The following is a 17,150-nucleotide window of genomic DNA, read 5'->3' on the forward strand; positions in this document are numbered from 1 at the left end:
GAGAACCTGCGCCCCGTCCTCGAACGCGAGAACCTCGAACCCGCTCGCGAGGCGATCCACCAGTTGTTCCTCGAACACGTTATGGCCCAGGCCCCCGGCTATGACAAACTCCTCGGTTGGACCAACGCGCCCGTCATGGCCACCCCTGCAGCCGTCGGCGAGATGGTGAAGATTGCCGCAGCGATGGAGAGCCTCAATGTTTTCGCCGTTGACATCGGCGGCGCGACGACGGATGTCTTCTCGGTCTTCGGTGGTCAGTTCAACCGCACCGTGAGCGCCAACCTCGGGATGAGCTACAGCGTTTCCAACGTCATCGCCGAGGCGGGCATCGAGGGGATCGCGCGCTGGATGCCGTTTGCGGTGGACGAAGGGGATCTGCGCAACCGCTTGCGCAACAAGATGATCCGCCCGACCACCATCCCGCACACTGTTGAGGATCTGCTGATCGAGCAGGCGGTGGCGCGGGAGGCGCTGCGACTGGCCTTCGCCCAGCATCGCCAACTCGCGGTCGGGCTCAGGGGCGTGCAGCGGACGCGCAGCGTCGGCGAGGTCTTCTCTCAGGACAGCGGCGGCGACAGCCTCGTCAACATGATGAGCTTGGGCCTCATCATCGGCAGTGGCGGCGTCCTCTCTCACGCGCCCCGGCGAGAGCAGGCGGCGCTGATGATGATTGACGCGTTTCTCCCCGAGGGCGTCACCGAACTGGCCGTGGACAGCATCTTTATGATGCCTCAGCTCGGCGTTCTCGCGCAGGTCATGCCCGAGGTCGCGCACGAAGTCTTCCGCCGCGATTGCTTGATACCCCTGGGCACCGTCGTCGCCCCGGTCGGGACGTCTAAACCCGGAGCCGACGCGGTGTCCCTCAGCGGCCCGCAGGGCGACTCGACCGTGAAGTCCGGGGAAATCCGCGTGCTGCCGCTGGGAGCAGGGGAGGAGGCGCAGATTACGATCCAACCCGCGCGCGGCCTCGACGTCGGTGCGGGCGGCGGAAAGCCGCTGACCGCGCGGGTGCGCGGAGGCGTAGTCGGGATCATCATTGATGCGCGCGGCCGGCCTCTGCAAATCCCGTCCACAGAACGCGCGGACATGATGCGCCGGTGGCTGCGGGAGACAGGAGCCGACCCGGAGATCCCGCGCCGCGCCGGCACGGAGGAGCAGTAGCGGTGCCGACCGCCTACACGCCAGGCCTGACCATCGCCGCCGACACCGTCGTGCGCGAAGAGCGCCTGCTGCCGATACCGGGGGAGGTGCTCGTCGCGCAGGGGCAACTCGTCGACGCGGAAGCCCCCATCGCGCGAGCCCAGCGGCCGGGGAATCTGACCTCCGTCAAAGTCTCGGAGCGCCTCGGCGTCGAGCCCGCCGACCTGACCTCGGTGATGCTCAAATCGGAAGGCAACGCGGTCGCAGCCGGGGAGGTCATCGCCGAGACACGCGCGTTCTTCGGGCTCTTTCACAATGTCAGCGAGTCGCCGGTGCGGGGCGTGATCGAGCACATCAGTCCGGTATCCGGCTATGTCGCAATTCGCGAGGAGCCGGTGCCGCTGGAGACGATCGCTCACATCAGTGGGCGCGTTACCCAAGTCATCGAGGGGCGAGGCGCGGTCATCGAGAGCAGGGCGGCGCTGATCCAGGGCATCTTCGGCGTCGGCGGCGAGCGCCGCGGCGTACTGCGCATGGCCGCGCGCGGCCCGGAGCATCCGCTTGACGTCGGTCTGGCCGGCTCGGATGCTCGCGGCGCCGTGCTCGTCGGCGGCGCGACGGCCGACGGCGAATCCCTCGCGGCCGCCGCGGGCGCCGGGGCCGCCGGCGTCGTCATCGGCGGCATCGCCGACACCGACCTCCGTGCCTTCGTCGGCTATGACATAGGCGTCGCCGTGACCGGGCAGGAGCGGGTGCCGTTCACGCTAATCATCACCGAGGGTTTTGGGCGTGTGCCGATGGCGGGGGCGACCTTCGATCTGCTCGCGTCACTGGCCGGCGGCAGCGCCTCTGTTGACGGCGCGACGCAGATACGGGCCGGGGTCATCAGGCCCGAGATCATCATCCCGCTCGGGGAGGATGATTCGGCCGCGCGTAGCAGTGCGCCGGCGCCGGCGCGCGCGGCAGCCTATGACGCGGGCCGCGCGGGGCAGCTTGCGGTCGGCGCGCAGGTGCGCCTGATACGGGAGCCCTACTTCGGGCGGCTGGCGACGGTGACGAGCCTGCCTCCTGAGCTTCAGCGTATCGAAACCGAGGCGAACGTGCGCGTCGTGGAGGTGGACCTGGGCGACGGCCGCCGCGCCCTCGTGCCCAGGGCAAACGTGGAGATGGTTCATGGCTAAGCCGGCCCGCTGGCCGCTGTTGGCGCTGCTGGTGTACGCGTTCGGCACGGGATTCTCCGGCGCGCTCATGCCGGGGCCGCTCCTGTCGGTGACCGTCGCTGATGCGGCGCGCAATGGCTTCTGGGCCGGGCCGCTGCTCATGGTCGGCCACGGGCTGCTCGAGTTGGCGGTCATCATCGCGCTCGCCGTCGGCCTGGGCGTGGCGCTGCGCAACCGCTACGTGTTCGCGGCGCTTGGACTGATCGGCGGCGGCGTCATGGTATGGATGGCGTGGGGCATGCTCGCGCCGCTCGACCCCGCGCAGCTTTCCTTCCTCGGCGCGCCCGGCGCGTCGGTCGAAGGTCAGCCGTGGCGGCTCGGCGTCGCCGCATGGGAGGCGGCACGGGGACTGCTGACCAGCCTGTCGAATCCATACTGGACCTTGTGGTGGGCGACGCTCGGCATGGCGCTCATCGCGCGCGCCAAGCAATACGGCGCCGCCGGCCTGGGCACGCTCTTCGTCGGCCACATCAGTTCCGACGTCGTATGGTACTGCCTGGTCGCGTTGGGCATCGCCTACGGTCGGGCGTTCCTATCGCCGCTCACCTACCGGTGGCTGGTTGGGGCGTGCGGCGTGTTCCTGATTGGGCTGGCCGCGTACTTCATCTACTCCGGCGCGCACAGCCTGGTGCGCCCGCCGGTGAAGCAGGAGCAGGATGCCTGAGGGCAAGCGAGGAACGCCTCCCGGATTCAAGGCCGCGATCATTGTGCTCCTGGTCGCATGGCTCGTGGTCCTTGTCGTCCTCTCGCGCTTTCAGAGCACGCAGCAGCGCCGCGAGGCGATGCCCGTGCTGCCGATGCACCCCGACGCACTCGATGCCGACGTCCGCGCGCTTCCCGACCGCGGCTGGAAATCGGCGACGTACTTCGTGCCGCTCGACTATCCTGCGCTCGACGTGTTTGCGTATTACGACGATCGAATGAAGGAGCAGCGATGGTCGCGCCTCGACGCGCCCGCCGCCCCGGAGTGGGAAGTCTCAAGCACGGATAGTGGCAAACGTGCGACATTGCTCGCCACTTGGGTCGGCCCGGAGGAGTTGACTCGCCTCGACCTTCACCTCACCTGGGAGGAACGCACGCCGCCGCCGGGGGACACGCGCCCATCGCCGCGCATGAAGGTCGTCGCCACCATGTCCCGTGACATCATCCCGTCCTTCCCCACGCGGCGGGCCGAGGAGAAACCCGAGAAAGAGGACGCGCCGTTCGCGCAGTAGGCCGTCGCGCCACGGTCCGGGGAGAGCCGCGCCGGAGCGCCCCTTCCGCTCTTGCCATTGCGGAGGCGTGGGTAGGACGAGAAGCCCGGTGCGATGCCGCGCGCGGCATCTCGTCCTCCCTCCGCTTCTTCCGACCTGCGCAACCTCTACGGCAACAGGTCTTCCCGCTTGTACAGCATCGGCTTGAAGAGCCAGTACCCTGCTAACTCGCGCTGGTCACTGTAGTGCGGCGAGTCCGGGCCCTCGCTTTGGCCGGGCGGCAGGATGTTCATGCCGTTGATGTCCGGGCGCGCCGCCTCCACGACCTGGATGTAGGTGCCGCGCGACACGTTGGGGATCGCAGGCAGCGGATCCAACTCGATCCACTGCGGCTCGCGGCTCCACTTGCCCATTTGCTTCCCGCGGGTGGCCTCGAGCACGTTCACCGCCGACCTCAGCGCGCCGACGATCACCTCGTCTCGATCCTTGCCGCCGAGGTAGTCATACTTGAGCGGCAGAGTCGCCTGTTCTCCCTGCAGCGTGCGCACCAGCAGCGATACCGCGGCCAGCAGGTTGATCTGCGGCCCGCCGCCCCCGCCCCCTTCGCCATCGAGCGCCATGGTCGTCGGCATCAATGGGCCGAAATCGTCCACGAGTACAGTTACCGCGGCGAGCCCCATCCACGTCTCGAGAATCGTCGTCGCCACATCGCCCTGCCACTGGAAGAGATTCCACGCGCGCAGGTACTCGAGCGCCTCGTGCAGGCGCGGGTCCTTGTCGGCATCCGTGCGTTCCGCCGCTCCAAGGATCATCGGCAGGAACGGCGCCCCGATCAGCGTCCGAGTCCCCGCGTGCAGCCCGAGCTGAGCCGTCTCGGCGATGCTCAGCGGCGCCATCTCTTCGATCTCGGCGCCGATCTCGCTGATCGGCCAGAACGGCCCCCACGTGCATTCGTCGCCGTTGTCCAACCACGGCGCCGGCTTGTTGTTCCAGTTCACGAGATAGCCGTGCTCGGGATTGATCACCTGCGGCATCTCGGAAAACGGGACGTCGCCCTTCCAGTCGTACTCCCCGGTGCCGGGCGTCGGCAGGCGCCGGTCAACCTCGGGCGAGCGCACCGGCAGCTTGCCCGTGAACCAGAAGCCGATGTCGCCGTCCTGCGTCGCGCAGAACCAGTTGTGAGAAGTCGTCACGTGCTCGGCGCGTTGTGCGAACTCCTCGATGTTGTCCGCGCGGTTGAACCCGCCCGTCGCCTCCAGCGTCTTCACCTCGCGCATCCAGAAGTTGGCCGCGACCGCGTATGCGATGCCGGCTTCCTCATCCCATTCGAGCACCGGCCCGTGAACCGTCCGGTAGATCTCCATCTCCACCGGGTCGCCCCCCGCCACGCGGATCGTCTCGACCCGCTTCTCCATGTCCGTGTACTCGCCGTTGTGCATGTATTGATACTTGTTGTCGGGATTGAGCTTCTCGGCGAACACGTCGGAGTAGTCGCCGACGGCGGAAGTCGTCGTCCACGCCAGGTGTTCGTTATGGCCGATCAGGACTCCCGGCACGCCGGCAAAACCCATGCCGATGACGTTGACCTCGGGGCCGACCAAGTGCACCTCGTGCGCGATCTGCGGCGTCGAGAACCCCATCTGCGGCCCGCCGTAGAGCAGGGGATTCCCGCTCGCCGACATGCCGGCCGAAATGACCCACGCGTTGCTGCCCCACTTGGTCGGGATGCCGGCGGCGGCAAGGCGCTCGCGCATCGGGGGGCTCAGTTCCGCCTCCGCCACAGCGCGGCGCGCAGCCAGGTCGCTCGCATTCCCCGGCAGCCAGGCCAGATTCACGCCCCCGTCGTGCCGCTTTGTCGCCGGGCTGGGGTTGCCCTCGCCCCGCCAGACGGTCGTCGGAGCGCCGGGATCGTTGAGCCACAGCACGTCGTCGAAAACCTTGAGCGCGTCGTCCCCGAAGCGCTCGCGCAGCACTCCCAGCAGCCGCAGGTTCTTCAACTCCTCGGCCCCGCCGCCGCCGAACCGCCGCGCCATCCACGCCCCGATCGCCGCCGTATCCGTCGTGCGCCACGGCTCGAGTTCCACGCCTGCCTCCGTGAATTCCTTCGGCACGCGGCCCTCCGCGCGCACCTTGTCGAACCACGCGTTGACGCCGCGCGTGTACGCCTCGACCTGCAGCTTGTAGAGAGGCGAGAGGTTATCAACTTGTCGCTGAAGCTCGTCCGTCGTGTACCCCAGAAGCCGCGTCTGGCGGTCGCTCTCGACGAACTTCTCGCCCATCAGCTCGGCCATGTTCCCGGTCGCGGTGCGCCGGTACTTCTCGAGTTGTAGCAGGCGGTCTTGCGCCACCGCGTAGCCGTTGCCGTAGTACAGTGCCTCGTCGGCGTCCGCGAACACGTGAGGGACGCCGTAGCTGTCGCGGACGATCGTCACCTCGTGCCCGTCAACGGTCACGGCCTCCGTGCTGAACTTGGCCTTCTCATCCTCGGCGCCGAGCGCGCTCGTCGCTGTCAACAGTGCGGAAACACATACGACCACGAATACTGCACGAACCGTTGTCAAGATATCCTCCCTTCCGTATTGGCTGGGCCCCGCGCCCGCTGCACCACGCGGGACCGTCCCCGTGAAACGGTCGAACCCTCACGCCATTACGTCTGTTGCGCGAGCGCCGACCGCTGTTCCCATAGGGCTCAGGATGAAGCCGGCGATGGGATGACGACTTCCGTCTTGGGAGCGGGTCGCCGACGTTCGGAACCTATGGTATGATGAGAGCCTTGATGGCCTCGCCGCTCTCCAGGCAGCTCATGGCTGCGTCAAGCTCGCCCACGCCGAAGCGGTGCGTCACCAGAGACGCCAGTTCGATCCTGCTGCCGGCCGCGAGCCGCAGCGCCTGAGAATGCTTGTGCGGCGTGCTGAAGGAGCCGACGACCTTCAGCTCGCGGCGATAGATGTCATAGGGTTTGACGACGATCTCGGCATCGGGCGGGGCGACGCCAAAGAACAGCACGGTGCCGCCCTCTCGCACCAGCTCGGTCGCCTCGCGCGCCGTGTTCGCGGACCCGACGCACTCGATGGCAATGTCCACGCCGCCCGCGGAGCTTTCCGCCACGGCCTCGGCGATCGAGCTTTCCCGCGGGTTCACGACCACGTCGGCGCCCAGCGCCTGCGCTCGTTCCCGCTTGAACGCCACCGGCTCGGAGACGGTTATGTGCGCCGCGCCCCGCAGGCGCACGCATTGGAGCATGAGAAGGCCGATCCATCCCGCGCCGATGATCGCCGCCCGGTCGCCCGGACGGATATCAACGAGGTCGAGCCCGTGCAGAACGCACGCCAGCGGCTCCAGCAGCGCCGCGTCCTCGTAGCTCAGGTCATCGGGGATGGCGAGGAGTTGCGTGCCGGGCAGAACGCACTGCGTGGCGAAACCGCCGTCGAGGTCAATCCCCGGCGCGCGCAGGTTGACGCAGAGATGGCGCAGGTTGCGCCGGCACGGATCGCAAATGCCGTCGGGGATCACCGGGTCAACCGAGACCCGATCGCCAGCGGCGACGTGCTCGACGCCCCGCCCGACTGCCAGCACCTCGCCCGAGAACTCGTGGCCGGGGATGACCGGAAACTCCGCCGGAAAGCGGCCGTGATAGATGTGCAGGTCCGTGCCGCAGAGGCCGCATGCCGCCACGCGTATCAGCGCCTCACCGGGGCCGGGCTCAGGGCGCGCCCGCGTCTGCAATTCCCAGCGGCCCGGCGCGAGAAACACAGCTGCCTGCATGTCGTCCCGCTTCGTCTGTGCCACGATTCGGCCCTCTCAAAGGCCCGCAGATCAGGGAATCACGCTCACGAGTCCTGGGTGAGGCTTGGCCTCACTCCGCAATCCCGCAGAGCGCAAGCACGGGACAGTCTCGGTGCCCCCGACGCATCGGGGCTTTGGGGCGGCCCCTCGGCTGCCCTTCGACTTCGCTCAGGACCAGCACTCGACCTCACCCTGAGGGTGCTTACCCTGAGTTCATCGAACGCGTCGAAGGGCGACACACTGGGCCGCGCGCCCAATCGCGAAGACTCCACAGTTGACGCCGCGGGGCGCCCGCGCAGGGCGCCCCGCGTCATTCAGTTCCTCTCTGCCGACGCGCGCACCTGCCTGCGCCGCACCACTCGTCGGCGTGCCGCGCAGGGCGGGATCACCTGTACTCGGACGTCCGCGGGCGGCGCCGCCGTCAGGACTCCTGCGTCTCCTCGGCTGCCTCGCCTTCTTCTTCAGCCTCAGTCGGCTCGGCCCCTTCTTCCGCAGGCTCCGCCCCCTCCTCGACCTCTGCGGCTTCCTCAGGCGCGGGCGCTGCGACCTCCTCGAACACGCGCGTCACCGCGACCACGACCTCCGTCGGCTCTGCGGTGATGGTAACACCCGGGGGCGCCGCGAGATCGCTCACGTGGAGTGCATGACCGATATCGAGTTGTGATACGTTGAGCTCGATGCTGTGCGGGATGTCCGTCGGCAGGCACTCCACTTCGACCTCGCGCAGAACGTGATCGAGCACGCCGCCCTGCTTCACGCCGGGCGCTTCGCCGATCAGGATGATCGGCACCTCCGCGGTGATCTGCTCCGTCAGCGATATCTTCTGGAAGTCCACGTTGAGCACGATGCCGCTCAGCGGATGCCTTTGGATTTCCTTGAGCATCACCGTGGGCGGCTCCGCGTTGCCGTCCTTTATGTTGAGACGCACGACCACATTGTGCCCGCCGGCGTGCACCAGCTCTCGCAGTAGGCTCGCGTTGACCGAGAGCGGCACCGGCTCCATCCCTCGCCCGTATAGCACCGCGGGCACCAGGCCCTGGCGGCGCAGCCGCCGCGCCGCGCTGGTACCCGATCCGGCGCGCGTTTCAACCGTGAGTTCTCGCTGTTCCATTATGCCCTCCAGCACGCGGCAAGCCGGCGTCCGCCCCGACCATCAGCTCGCGTTATTCGGAACTGCCTGCGCGGCGCCGTGCCGCGCCGTTTACCGCTTGTCCTCAATCCACAGACGATCGAACAAGGAACTGACCGACGCATCCTCGTGCACCCGGCGAATCGCCTCCGCCAGCAGGGGAGCCACCGACAGCACGTGGATCTTGTCAATGCGCCGCTCCGCCGGCAGCGGGATCGTATCGGTCACCACTACTTGGCGGATCAGAGAGCCGCCAATACGCGATATCGCGTCCTCGGAAAATATGCCGTGGGTCGCGCACGCGTATATCTCCGCCGCCCCGCGCTCGGCGACCGCCTTTGCGCCGTGCACCAGCGACCGCGCGGTGTCTATCATATCGTCGAAGAAAATGGCTCGCTTGCCGTTGAGATCCCCGATGACCTCCATCGCCTCGGCCTGGTTCGGTTGCGGCCGTCGCTTGGCGATGATGGCGAGGCTCGCCTGCAGGTGATCCGCCACCGCGCGCGCGGTGCCTACGCCGCCCACATCCGGCGACACGACGACGGTATTCGCGTCGGCAAACCCGTGCGCCGCCCAGTATTCGGCGAGCAACGGGCCCGCGTTCAGATGATCCACCGGCAGATTGAAGAACCCCTGGATCGACGGCACGTGCATGTCGAGCGCGAGGATGCGATTGGCCCCGGCGACGGTGAGCAGATCCGCCATCAGCCGCGCCGTGATCGGCTCTCGCCCCGAAGCCTTCTTCTCCTGGCGCGCATAGCCGTAGTACGGGATGACCGCGACGATGCGCCGGGGCGACGCGCGCTTGAGCGCGTCAATGATGATCAGGAGTTCCATGATGTTCTCGCTGCTCGGCGGGCACGTCGGCTGCACGACGAAGACGTCCGCCCCGCGCATGCTCTCGTTGATCTTGACCCGGATCTCGCCATCGCTGAAGCGGCCCACCTCCACGTCGCTCAGCGGGATGCCCAGGTGCGCGGCGATATCGGCAGCGAGTTCGCAGTTCGCGTTGCCAGTCAGGATTCGCATATCGTAGTTGCCCACGCCCGGCGCTTTCGTTACCAGGACGCAATCCTCTAAGAGCAGGTGCAGCGCGCGGTGCGCTCCGCTCTACGAACGCATCCGGCGCAAGGTGCGCGCCGCCTCCGCCAGCTCGGCCGGCGTGTTGATCCCCATCACCACCGCGGGGTCGTTCACCTTAGCCACCGCGATCGTGTAGCCCTTGGCCGCCAGCAGGCCGATCGCATCGGTCAGGTACAGTTCGCCTTTGACCGGGTCGGGCTTGATCTCGGCCGCGATGTCGAAGATCAGCGGCGCGCGGAAGCAGTAAATGCCCGCATTGACCTCCCTGATCCTCAGCTCTTCAGGGCTCGCCCCGGCGGCCTCCTTGATGCCGAGAACCGCGTCGCTCTCGTCGCGGATAATCCGCCCGTAAGCGCCGGGGTCATCGAGTTCCACCGTCACCATCGCCGCCGCCGCATCCCGCGCCGCGCATTCCTCCACCAGCCGCCGCAGCAGATCCGGCGGCACGAACGGCACGTCGCAATACAGCGTAATCAGATACCCGCTGAAATCTGCGAGCGCTTCCCGAGAGCACATCAGCGCGTCCCCCGTGCCGCGTTGACACGCCTGCACCGCGTACCGCACCCCGTTGCCCAGCGCCTGACGAACGAGATCGCCCTGCCGCCCCACGACCACAACGATATTGTCAATCCCGGTCGCCAACACCGCGTCCAGCACGTGCTGCGCGATCGGGTGCCCTCCCAGGCGTACCAGGGCCTTCGGCATCTCGCTGCCCATACGCTTACCCAGGCCGGCGGCCAGGATCGCTGCTGCGATGTTCTTGCTTGACATGCTGCGTAGACTGCGACCGGATAAGGAGTGTTCCGCCTGGCGAACCCGACGTCCGTGGCTGGCGGGGCAGGACTCGAACCTGCAGCCTAGGGATCCAAAGTCCCTCGCGCTACCATTGCGCCACCCGCCACCGCCGCTTGATTCTAACATATGCCCCCGCTTGCTGTCCACCGCGCGGCTGCGGCAAGCTGCGAACGCCGGACATTCATATGGGCGGCACACGTCTGCGAGCGGCTCTCTGTCATCGCTCGGTCAGGACTGCCCGGCGCGGCGCAGCCGGGCCATGTAAGGATCGAGAATCGTCGCCGACTCCGCCGCGAGCACCGCGCGGCTGACCACCGATTCGCCGCGAGCGTGCGCGAAGTGGCGCACCGCCCAGTAGCCGAGACAGCAGCCGAACCGCGGCGGAAAGCCTTGCCACCGGCGCCCGCTGTACAGGACACCCGCAAAGGCCTCCACATCCTCGGCGTCGAGACACGGCGCCAGCGCCGCCCACAGCCGCGGCTCCAACTCCCGAATCTCGTGAACGCGCCGCGGTGTCATGCGGAGATGACGAGTAAGACGGCGCTCGGGATATGCCGCCTCGGCGAACGCCACCGATGCCCCCTCAGCGATGACCCGGTCGCCGACGGTTCGCGGCTCCGGCGCCAGCATCCGCCTCGCGTAGTGACCATACTCGTGCGCGATCAGCAGCGGCAGCGAGGAGAACTGCGCGAATCGCTCCAGCCCGACGCCGATATGCCATTGTCCTCCGACGCGAAACAGGAAAGCGTCGGGGCTGAACCGGCCCACTAACAGGTCGGCCTGGGGCTCCGGCAGGTTCACCAACGGCGCGCACCGCTCCAGCGCCTCGCGAGCCAGCACCTCGATATTCGAGACGGCAAGGCTCTCTCGCAGCGCGCGATAGTCCTGCGGGCGCATCTCGCGCACCAACTCTCTCTCGCGCGCCTCGTCGCTGCCCCAGCACTGTCGCCAGTAGGCCTCCAGCAGCGCGCGATGACGCCGTGCGTAGTAGTGCTGGTAGGCGTCCCACGGATCCGCCCCGCCCTCGATGGCGTCGAGTGCCTTGAGGAAATCGCGATAGGCCAGGTTGACGGGCATACCGCTCCTATCGTCGCTTGCCGCGAATGGGCGCTAACCGACGTGACTTCGTCAGCGATGCGATGAAGCGAGACTGCGGCCTGGGGCGCGCGGACGACCCGCGTGAATCGGCGGCTATTCCTGCTCTTCGTTGTCCGCGAACCACTCGGCCTCGCCGTGGTCAGGCGGCGTTTCCGGTTCGGTCGCGTGATCCTCGAGCCGAGCCGCCACATCGGGCGGAACGCGAGCGCTCACCATCACGCCTTCCGGGCGATGTTCAACCGACCGTACCTCGCCGTGGTCATAGGCGAGCGCCAGCAGGTCGCCGCGATCGTGAGGCAGCAACGCCTCGACCTCCAGCATCTGACGGCGCGCGAGATCCGCGAGCGCGGTGCGGAGATCCCCAAGGCCCTCCCCAGTGGTCGCTGAGATGATAACCGCGGGATCGTAGCGCCGCGCGATGTTCTCCAGCATGGTGCGGTCGGCCACGAGATCGGCTTTGTTGAGCACCACTAGGCGATCCCGGTCCACCGCTCCGAGTTCGGCCAGCGTTCGCAGCACTGCCGCGTGGTGTTCCTCGATCATTTCGCTCGCGGCGTCCACGACGTGTATCAGGAAGTGCGCTTCGACGACCTCCTCCAGCGTCGCGTGGAAGGCGGCGATCAGTTGGTGCGGCAGGTTGCGGATGAATCCTACCGTGTCTGCGAGCAATACGGTCATGCCGTCGCACTCGACGCGACGCACCGTCGGATCGAGGGTGGCGAAGAGGCGATCGTCGGCGTAGATGTCGGCCCCGCTCAGCGCGTTGAGCAAGGTTGACTTGCCAGCGTTGGTATAGCCCACGATCGCGCCGACCGGCAGCAGCGATTCACTGCGGGCGCGGCGCTGCCCCCGGCGCTGCTGGGAGATGCGGCGCACCTGCTTGCGCAGCGCGGTGATGCGCCGCCGGATGCGCCGACGGTCCATCTCCAGCTTGGTTTCGCCCGGGCCGCGCGCCCCGATGCCCGCGCCGGCCCCGCTGGCTACGCCCCTGCCGCCGCCGAGGCGGGACAGCATCGTCCCGCGCCCGGTGAGGCGCGGCAGCAGGTACGTGTACTGCGCCAGCTCGACCTGGATCTTGCCCTCGTTGGACCGCGCGCGCCGCGCGAAGATGTCGAGGATGATCGCGGTGCGGTCGAGAACCGGGAGGCGGATGATCTGTTCCAGGTTGCGCTGCTGCACGGGGCGCAGCTCATCGTCCACCACGACAATGTCAGCGCGCTCCCCCGCCGCCTCATCGCGCACTTCCTCGGCCTTGCCTTTGCCGAGAAACGTCGCCGGATCCGGCGTGTCGCGCCGCTGCGTGATCGCGCCCACCACCTCTGCGCCCGCCGACTCCGCGAGCAGCGCTAACTCCGCAAGCGATTCCTCCCAATCTCGGCCCGGCATCTCCAGCGCCGCCAGCATCGCTCGCTGCGGTTCGGGCCGTGCCGCTTCGGGCAGCCGCTGTGCCCTCATGCCCGTCCTTTGCCACCCCACTTGAGGTCGAGTTTGCTCGCAATGCGCTCCAGCATCTCGGCGATTCGCGCCTCCGGGTCCGCTGCCTGTACCGTCAGCGCCATGCGCACGAAACCCTCGCCTTCATCGCCGTACGCGCTGCCCGGGGTGAGCAGCACCTGCGTCTGCGACAGCAAAAGCTCGGCGAACTGGGCGGACGTGTACCCCTCGGGTGTCGGCGTCCACACGTAGAAGGTCGCCTTCGCTTTCTCCACTGGCCATCCCAGCCCATGCAGCCCTTCGACCAGCAGGTCGCGCCGCCGCTCGTATATCGCCCGCATCTCCGCCACGCAGTCCTGCGGGCCGCTCAGCGCCGCCGCCGCCGCCTCCTGGATCGCGAGAAACGCGCCGGAGTCGAGATTGGACTTCAGTTTGCCCAGCGCGCCAAGGGCCTGCGGGCTGCCGACCGCGTACCCGATACGCCAACCCGTCATGTTGTACGTCTTCGACAGCGAGTGGAACTCGACCGCGACCTCCTTCGCGCCCGGCAACTGAAGCACGCTCTGCGTCTCGTAACCGTCGAACGCGATCTCGGAATACGCCATGTCGAGGCACACGAGCACTTCGTTCTTGCGCGCGAAGTCCACCACGCGCTCGTAGAAATCGCGCTCCGCCACCGCCGCCGTCGGCATGTTCGGGTAGCACAGCATCATGATCTTCGCCCGCTGCGCGATGTCCTTCGGTATCGCGTCCAGATCGGGCAGGTACGCGTTCTCCTTGAGCAGCGGCATCATGTACGGCTCGCCGCCCGCGAAGTTCGTGTTCACCTTATATACGGGGTACGCTGGGTCGGGCAGCAGCGCTACGTCCCCGGGGTTCAGCACCGACCAGAACATGTGCGCCAGGCCCTCTTTCGATCCGATCAATCGCAGGATCTCCTGGTCCGGATCGAGGCTGACGCCGAAGCGATTCCCGTACCACTGCGCGATCGCCTCGCGGAATGCCGGCAGGCCGTTCCCCGTCTCGTCGTACTGGTGCGTGCGCGCATCGCGCGCCGCGCGGCACAGCGCCTCGACCACGTGGGGCGGCGTCGGCCGGTCCGGATCGCCGATGCCGAGGTCAATCAGATCAGCCCCCTTGGCGAGCATCTCGCGCTTGATGCGTGCCAGTTCGGCAAAGGGATACGGCGGTGTCGTTAACACTCGCTGAGCGATCTGCAATTCACACTCTCCTTGGTCCACGGAGTACACAGATGGGAATGGGTATGGATAGGGCTCGTAGGTCTGCCTGCGACCACGGCAGGATCCTTTGCCGCACCTGGCGCAGGCCCTGCGTTTCCAGCACGCGCGCAGACGCGCCGACTCAGGCGGACATCCGAATCGGCGCGATTCGCGCTGATCGGCGGCCTATCCCCGCAGCCACTCGCCGGTAAAGACCTCCTCGGCAGGACCGGTGATGAAGACGTGGTCGTCATCGGGATTCCACGACACCCTGAGCTCGCCCCCGCGCAGATGCAGCACCGCCTTGCGCCCCGCGCGGCCCGTGAGATGCGCCGCGACCAGCGAGGCCGACGCGCCGGTGCCGCACGCCAGCGTCTCCCCCGCGCCGCGCTCCCACACCCGCATGCGCAGTTCCGCCGGATTCACCACCTGCACGAACTCGACGTTCGTCCGCCGCGGGAACAGGTCGTGGGTCTCCACCGCCGGGCCGATCCGCTCCACCGGGTGCTTGTCCACGTCACTAACGAATATGACGCAGTGGGGGTTACCCATCGAAACGCAGGTGACCTCCAGGCGCTCCCCGAGTACGCGCAGGCGCTCGTTGATGACGCGGCCGGCCTTGCCTTTCATCGGGATCTCCCTGCGCTCAAGGCGCGGCTGCCCCATGTCCACTTTGATCGCCTGCACTTTGCCCGATCGAATCTGCAGTTGCGGCCGGATGATCCCGGCCAGGGTTTCGATCTCCAGTTCCCGCCGCCGCGTCAGCTTGCGATCGTGCGCGTACTTGGCAAAGCAGCGAACCCCGTTGCCGCACATCTCCGCCTCGCTGCCGTCGGGGTTGAAAATGCGCATCCGGAAATGGGCCGACTTCGACGGCAGCACGACGATGATGCCGTCCGAGCCGATGCCGAAATGCCGGTCCGACATCTCGCGCGCCAGCCGCGGCAGACGCTGCTCCGCTATGTCCTGATTGATGCCGTCAATGATGACGTAATCATTGCCCAGCCCGTGCATCTTGCTGAAGTACATCGCGCTAACCTTGCGGCTCACCCTCGCCGCCTTGCTGCTCCTGACGATGCCGCAGCGCCTGGCCGCAGATGTCCGGAATCGGCTCCACGGGCCGCATCGCCGCGATCGCGTGTTTGTACACTAGGTGCGGCATGCCCTCGGCTTCAATGACCACGGTGAAGTTGTCGAATCCCTTGACCACCCCGCGCACCTCCGCGCCGGTGACGAGTGTCACCACCACCTCAAGCTCGCGACGCCGAAGGAAATTCAGAAAGAAGTCTTGGAGATTGACCGCGCTTCTCGGCATCTCAACTGGTCACGAGGACGTGCTGCGCTGGGCGTCGCAGATGACGTCGGCAGCCGCCCCCGCGCCGCCCGCGGCGGACACGTCGAGCCATTGCAGCAGCGACTCCGCGCGAAACCACGTCAACTGCCGCCGCGCGTAGTGTCGCGTATCGCGCTTGATCAGATGCACGGCGGTGTCGAGATCCGTTTCGCCGCCCAAGTGCGCCGCCAACTGCCGGTAGCCAAGCCCCTTCATGGAGATCAGGCTCTCGGAATAGCCGCGGTCGAGAAGCCGGCGCGCCTCTTCGAGCAGGCCGCGCTGCATCATGCCATCGACCCGCGCGTCTATCCTCCGATACAGGTCACTGCGAGGCACGTTGAGCCCAAACGCCACCACATTATACTGACGGCTCGGTTGGTGGTCAAGGCGATGATGGCTCGACAGCGGCCGACCCGTCAGCAGATACACCTCCAGCGCGCGCACCACGCGTCTCACGTTGTTGGGGTGGATGCGTGCCGCCGCCGCCGGATCCACCTCCCCCAGGCGGTCATGCAGTTCCTGCGCGCCGCGGCGCGCCGCTTCATCCTCGAGCCGCTTCCGCAAATCCCAATCCGCAGCGGCAATGGGCAGGTCGAGGCCGTAGAGCACGGCCCTGACGTACAGCCCCGTGCCCCCGCACAGTACCGGCAGCCTCGCCCGCGCATGAATGTCGGCGATCGCGCACTCCGCATCCCGCTTGTATCGCGCGACGGAGTACTCCTCGTCCGGCTCGGCGATGTCGATACAGTGGTGAGCAACCCCGCGGCGCTCCTCCGCCGTGGGTTTCGCGGTGCCGATGTCCATATGACGATAGACCTGCATGGAATCGGCCGACACCACTTCGCCTCCGAGCCGCAGGCAGCACTCCACCGCGACGGCCGTCTTCCCGACCGCGGTGGGGCCGACGATTATGACCAGCGGCGTCGCCGCGTCAGCGTGCCAAGGGCGATGCGGTGAGGAGTTCGTAACCGACATGATAGTGCCGCGAGCGGATCACCGCTGGAACCGGCGATCCAACTCGAAGTTCGTGATAGACATAATGATCGGCTGGCCGTGCGGGCAGGTGTATGGCCGGCTCGACCGCGCCAATCGGTCGAGCAACTCCACCATCTCCTGCGGCGCGAGCGGCGTGCCCGCCTTGATCGCCGAATGGCACGCGGCCGCCGCGAGAATCGCCTCCCGCGGCAGGCTGATCTCACCTCCGGTCGGCTGCGCGCTCAGTTCCTCAAGCAGGTCGCGCAGTAGCTCCTCCGGATCGAGCTTGGCCATGATCGCGGGCATCCCCCGCACCACGAACGTGTCCGACCCGAACGGCTCGACCTCCACACCAATGCCGGTGAAGGCATCGAGGTTGCGTTCGAGCAGTTCCGCTTCACGCCGTCCGAGATGCACCGTGGCCGGCATCACGAGCCGCTGCACGGGAGGCGTCGCGCCCTCGTTGGCGGATTCCAGATCATCGTAGAGCACGCGCTCGTGCGCGCGGTGCTGGTCAACGATCATCAGCCCGCCGGGGCCTTCGGCGACAATGTACGTTGCGCGCAGTTGGCCGAGCGGGTTGATGGCGAGTGTGCCTGCGGCAGGCTGAGGCCGCGGCGCGGTGGGCTGGATTTCCGGGAACGACAGCGCGGCCTGGGTGCCGCCCGTGGCATCCTGCCGCGAAGGTCGCACATCCGTCGCAGAGCCCACTGGCGGCGCGCCGCCCCACCCCTCAGTGATCCC

The 17,150-nt window shown here is 67.5% G+C and carries 16 protein-coding genes and 1 tRNA gene; 4 read left to right on the forward strand and 13 right to left on the reverse strand.

Annotated elements, in window-relative coordinates:
• The 4 genes from JSV65_16770 to JSV65_16785 all read left to right on the forward strand — a co-directional run.
• The coding region (locus JSV65_16770) for a glutamate mutase L (GenBank protein ID UCH34172.1) at positions 1–1,161 on the forward strand (1,161 nt) is incomplete at its 5' end.
• A 2-nt stretch (positions 1,162–1,163) separates the two neighbouring features.
• A complete protein-coding gene (locus tag JSV65_16775) occupies positions 1,164–2,321 on the forward strand; it encodes a hypothetical protein (protein UCH34173.1) in 1,158 nt (385 codons plus the stop codon).
• Positions 2,314–3,024: a LysE family transporter gene (locus tag JSV65_16780; GenBank protein UCH34174.1), complete on the forward strand. Its 711-nt coding sequence runs from the start codon at positions 2,314–2,316 to the stop codon at positions 3,022–3,024. The genes JSV65_16775 and JSV65_16780 overlap by 8 nt, the downstream gene beginning before the upstream one ends.
• Positions 3,017–3,574, forward strand: coding sequence for a hypothetical protein (locus tag JSV65_16785; GenBank protein ID UCH34175.1), 558 nt, complete (start codon positions 3,017–3,019; stop codon positions 3,572–3,574). The genes JSV65_16780 and JSV65_16785 overlap by 8 nt, the downstream gene beginning before the upstream one ends.
• Positions 3,575–3,720: 146 nt before the next feature.
• Here JSV65_16785 and JSV65_16790 read toward each other — a convergent pair whose 3' ends face one another.
• From JSV65_16790 to JSV65_16850, 13 genes are all read right to left on the reverse strand, one after another.
• Positions 3,721–6,114, reverse strand: coding sequence for a penicillin acylase family protein (locus JSV65_16790; protein ID UCH34176.1), 2,394 nt, complete (start codon positions 6,112–6,114; stop codon positions 3,721–3,723).
• 193 nt (positions 6,115–6,307) lie between these two features.
• Entirely contained in the window at positions 6,308–7,342 is a 1,035-nt protein-coding gene (locus JSV65_16795; protein UCH34177.1) for a zinc-dependent alcohol dehydrogenase family protein, read from the reverse strand.
• A 418-nt stretch (positions 7,343–7,760) separates the two neighbouring features.
• Complete coding sequence (locus tag JSV65_16800; protein UCH34178.1) at positions 7,761–8,450, reverse strand: 50S ribosomal protein L25; 690 nt, start codon at positions 8,448–8,450, stop codon at positions 7,761–7,763.
• 90 nt (positions 8,451–8,540) lie between these two features.
• Positions 8,541–9,497, reverse strand: coding sequence for a ribose-phosphate pyrophosphokinase (locus JSV65_16805; protein UCH34179.1), 957 nt, complete (start codon positions 9,495–9,497; stop codon positions 8,541–8,543).
• Between the two features lie 81 nt (positions 9,498–9,578).
• Complete coding sequence (locus JSV65_16810) at positions 9,579–10,322, reverse strand: NTP transferase domain-containing protein (GenBank protein ID UCH34180.1); 744 nt, start codon at positions 10,320–10,322, stop codon at positions 9,579–9,581.
• Positions 10,323–10,377: 55 nt separating this feature from the next.
• Positions 10,378–10,452 (reverse strand) — tRNA-Gln (locus JSV65_16815).
• Between the two features lie 122 nt (positions 10,453–10,574).
• On the reverse strand, positions 10,575–11,423 hold the full coding sequence (locus tag JSV65_16820; protein ID UCH34181.1) for a hypothetical protein: 849 nt from the start codon (positions 11,421–11,423) through the stop codon (positions 10,575–10,577).
• 114 nt (positions 11,424–11,537) lie between these two features.
• Complete coding sequence (hflX, locus tag JSV65_16825) at positions 11,538–12,899, reverse strand: GTPase HflX (GenBank protein ID UCH34182.1); 1,362 nt, start codon at positions 12,897–12,899, stop codon at positions 11,538–11,540.
• The gene (locus JSV65_16830; GenBank protein UCH34183.1) at positions 12,896–14,098 is read right to left on the reverse strand and encodes an LL-diaminopimelate aminotransferase; all 1,203 of its coding nucleotides are present in this window, start codon (positions 14,096–14,098) and stop codon (positions 12,896–12,898) included. Before JSV65_16830 ends, hflX begins: the two co-directional genes overlap by 4 nt.
• A gap of 186 nt (positions 14,099–14,284) precedes the next feature.
• The gene (locus JSV65_16835; protein UCH36819.1) at positions 14,285–15,127 is read right to left on the reverse strand and encodes a diaminopimelate epimerase; all 843 of its coding nucleotides are present in this window, start codon (positions 15,125–15,127) and stop codon (positions 14,285–14,287) included.
• A 4-nt stretch (positions 15,128–15,131) separates the two neighbouring features.
• On the reverse strand, positions 15,132–15,413 hold the full coding sequence (gene hfq / locus JSV65_16840; protein ID UCH34184.1) for an RNA chaperone Hfq: 282 nt from the start codon (positions 15,411–15,413) through the stop codon (positions 15,132–15,134).
• Positions 15,414–15,422: 9 nt separating this feature from the next.
• A complete protein-coding gene (gene miaA, locus JSV65_16845) occupies positions 15,423–16,406 on the reverse strand; it encodes a tRNA (adenosine(37)-N6)-dimethylallyltransferase MiaA (GenBank protein UCH34185.1) in 984 nt (327 codons plus the stop codon).
• A gap of 18 nt (positions 16,407–16,424) precedes the next feature.
• Positions 16,425–17,150, reverse strand: a 726-nt coding sequence (locus JSV65_16850) for a hypothetical protein (GenBank protein ID UCH34186.1), incomplete at its 5' end; no start/stop codon positions are given.

The sequence above is a fragment of the Armatimonadota bacterium genome (genome assembly GCA_020354555.1).
Taxonomy (GTDB): Bacteria; Armatimonadota; Hebobacteria.

Excerpts from the sequence above, each read along its gene's own strand:
- JSV65_16780 (UCH34174.1), top strand. The coding sequence starts at position 2,314 with ATGGCTAAGCCGGCCCGCTGGCCGCTGTTGGCGCTGCTGGTGTACGCG.
- JSV65_16785 (UCH34175.1), top strand. The coding sequence starts at position 3,017 with ATGCCTGAGGGCAAGCGAGGAACGCCTCCCGGATTCAAGGCCGCGATC.
- JSV65_16800 (UCH34178.1), bottom strand. The coding sequence starts at position 8,450 with ATGGAACAGCGAGAACTCACGGTTGAAACGCGCGCCGGATCGGGTACC.
- JSV65_16805 (UCH34179.1), bottom strand. The coding sequence starts at position 9,497 with ATGCGAATCCTGACTGGCAACGCGAACTGCGAACTCGCTGCCGATATC.
- JSV65_16810 (UCH34180.1), bottom strand. The coding sequence starts at position 10,322 with ATGTCAAGCAAGAACATCGCAGCAGCGATCCTGGCCGCCGGCCTGGGT.
- JSV65_16820 (UCH34181.1), bottom strand. The coding sequence starts at position 11,423 with ATGCCCGTCAACCTGGCCTATCGCGATTTCCTCAAGGCACTCGACGCC.
- hflX (UCH34182.1), bottom strand. The coding sequence starts at position 12,899 with ATGAGGGCACAGCGGCTGCCCGAAGCGGCACGGCCCGAACCGCAGCGA.
- JSV65_16835 (UCH36819.1), bottom strand. The coding sequence starts at position 15,127 with ATGTACTTCAGCAAGATGCACGGGCTGGGCAATGATTACGTCATCATT.
- hfq (UCH34184.1), bottom strand. The coding sequence starts at position 15,413 with ATGCCGAGAAGCGCGGTCAATCTCCAAGACTTCTTTCTGAATTTCCTT.
- miaA (UCH34185.1), bottom strand. The coding sequence starts at position 16,406 with ATGTCGGTTACGAACTCCTCACCGCATCGCCCTTGGCACGCTGACGCG.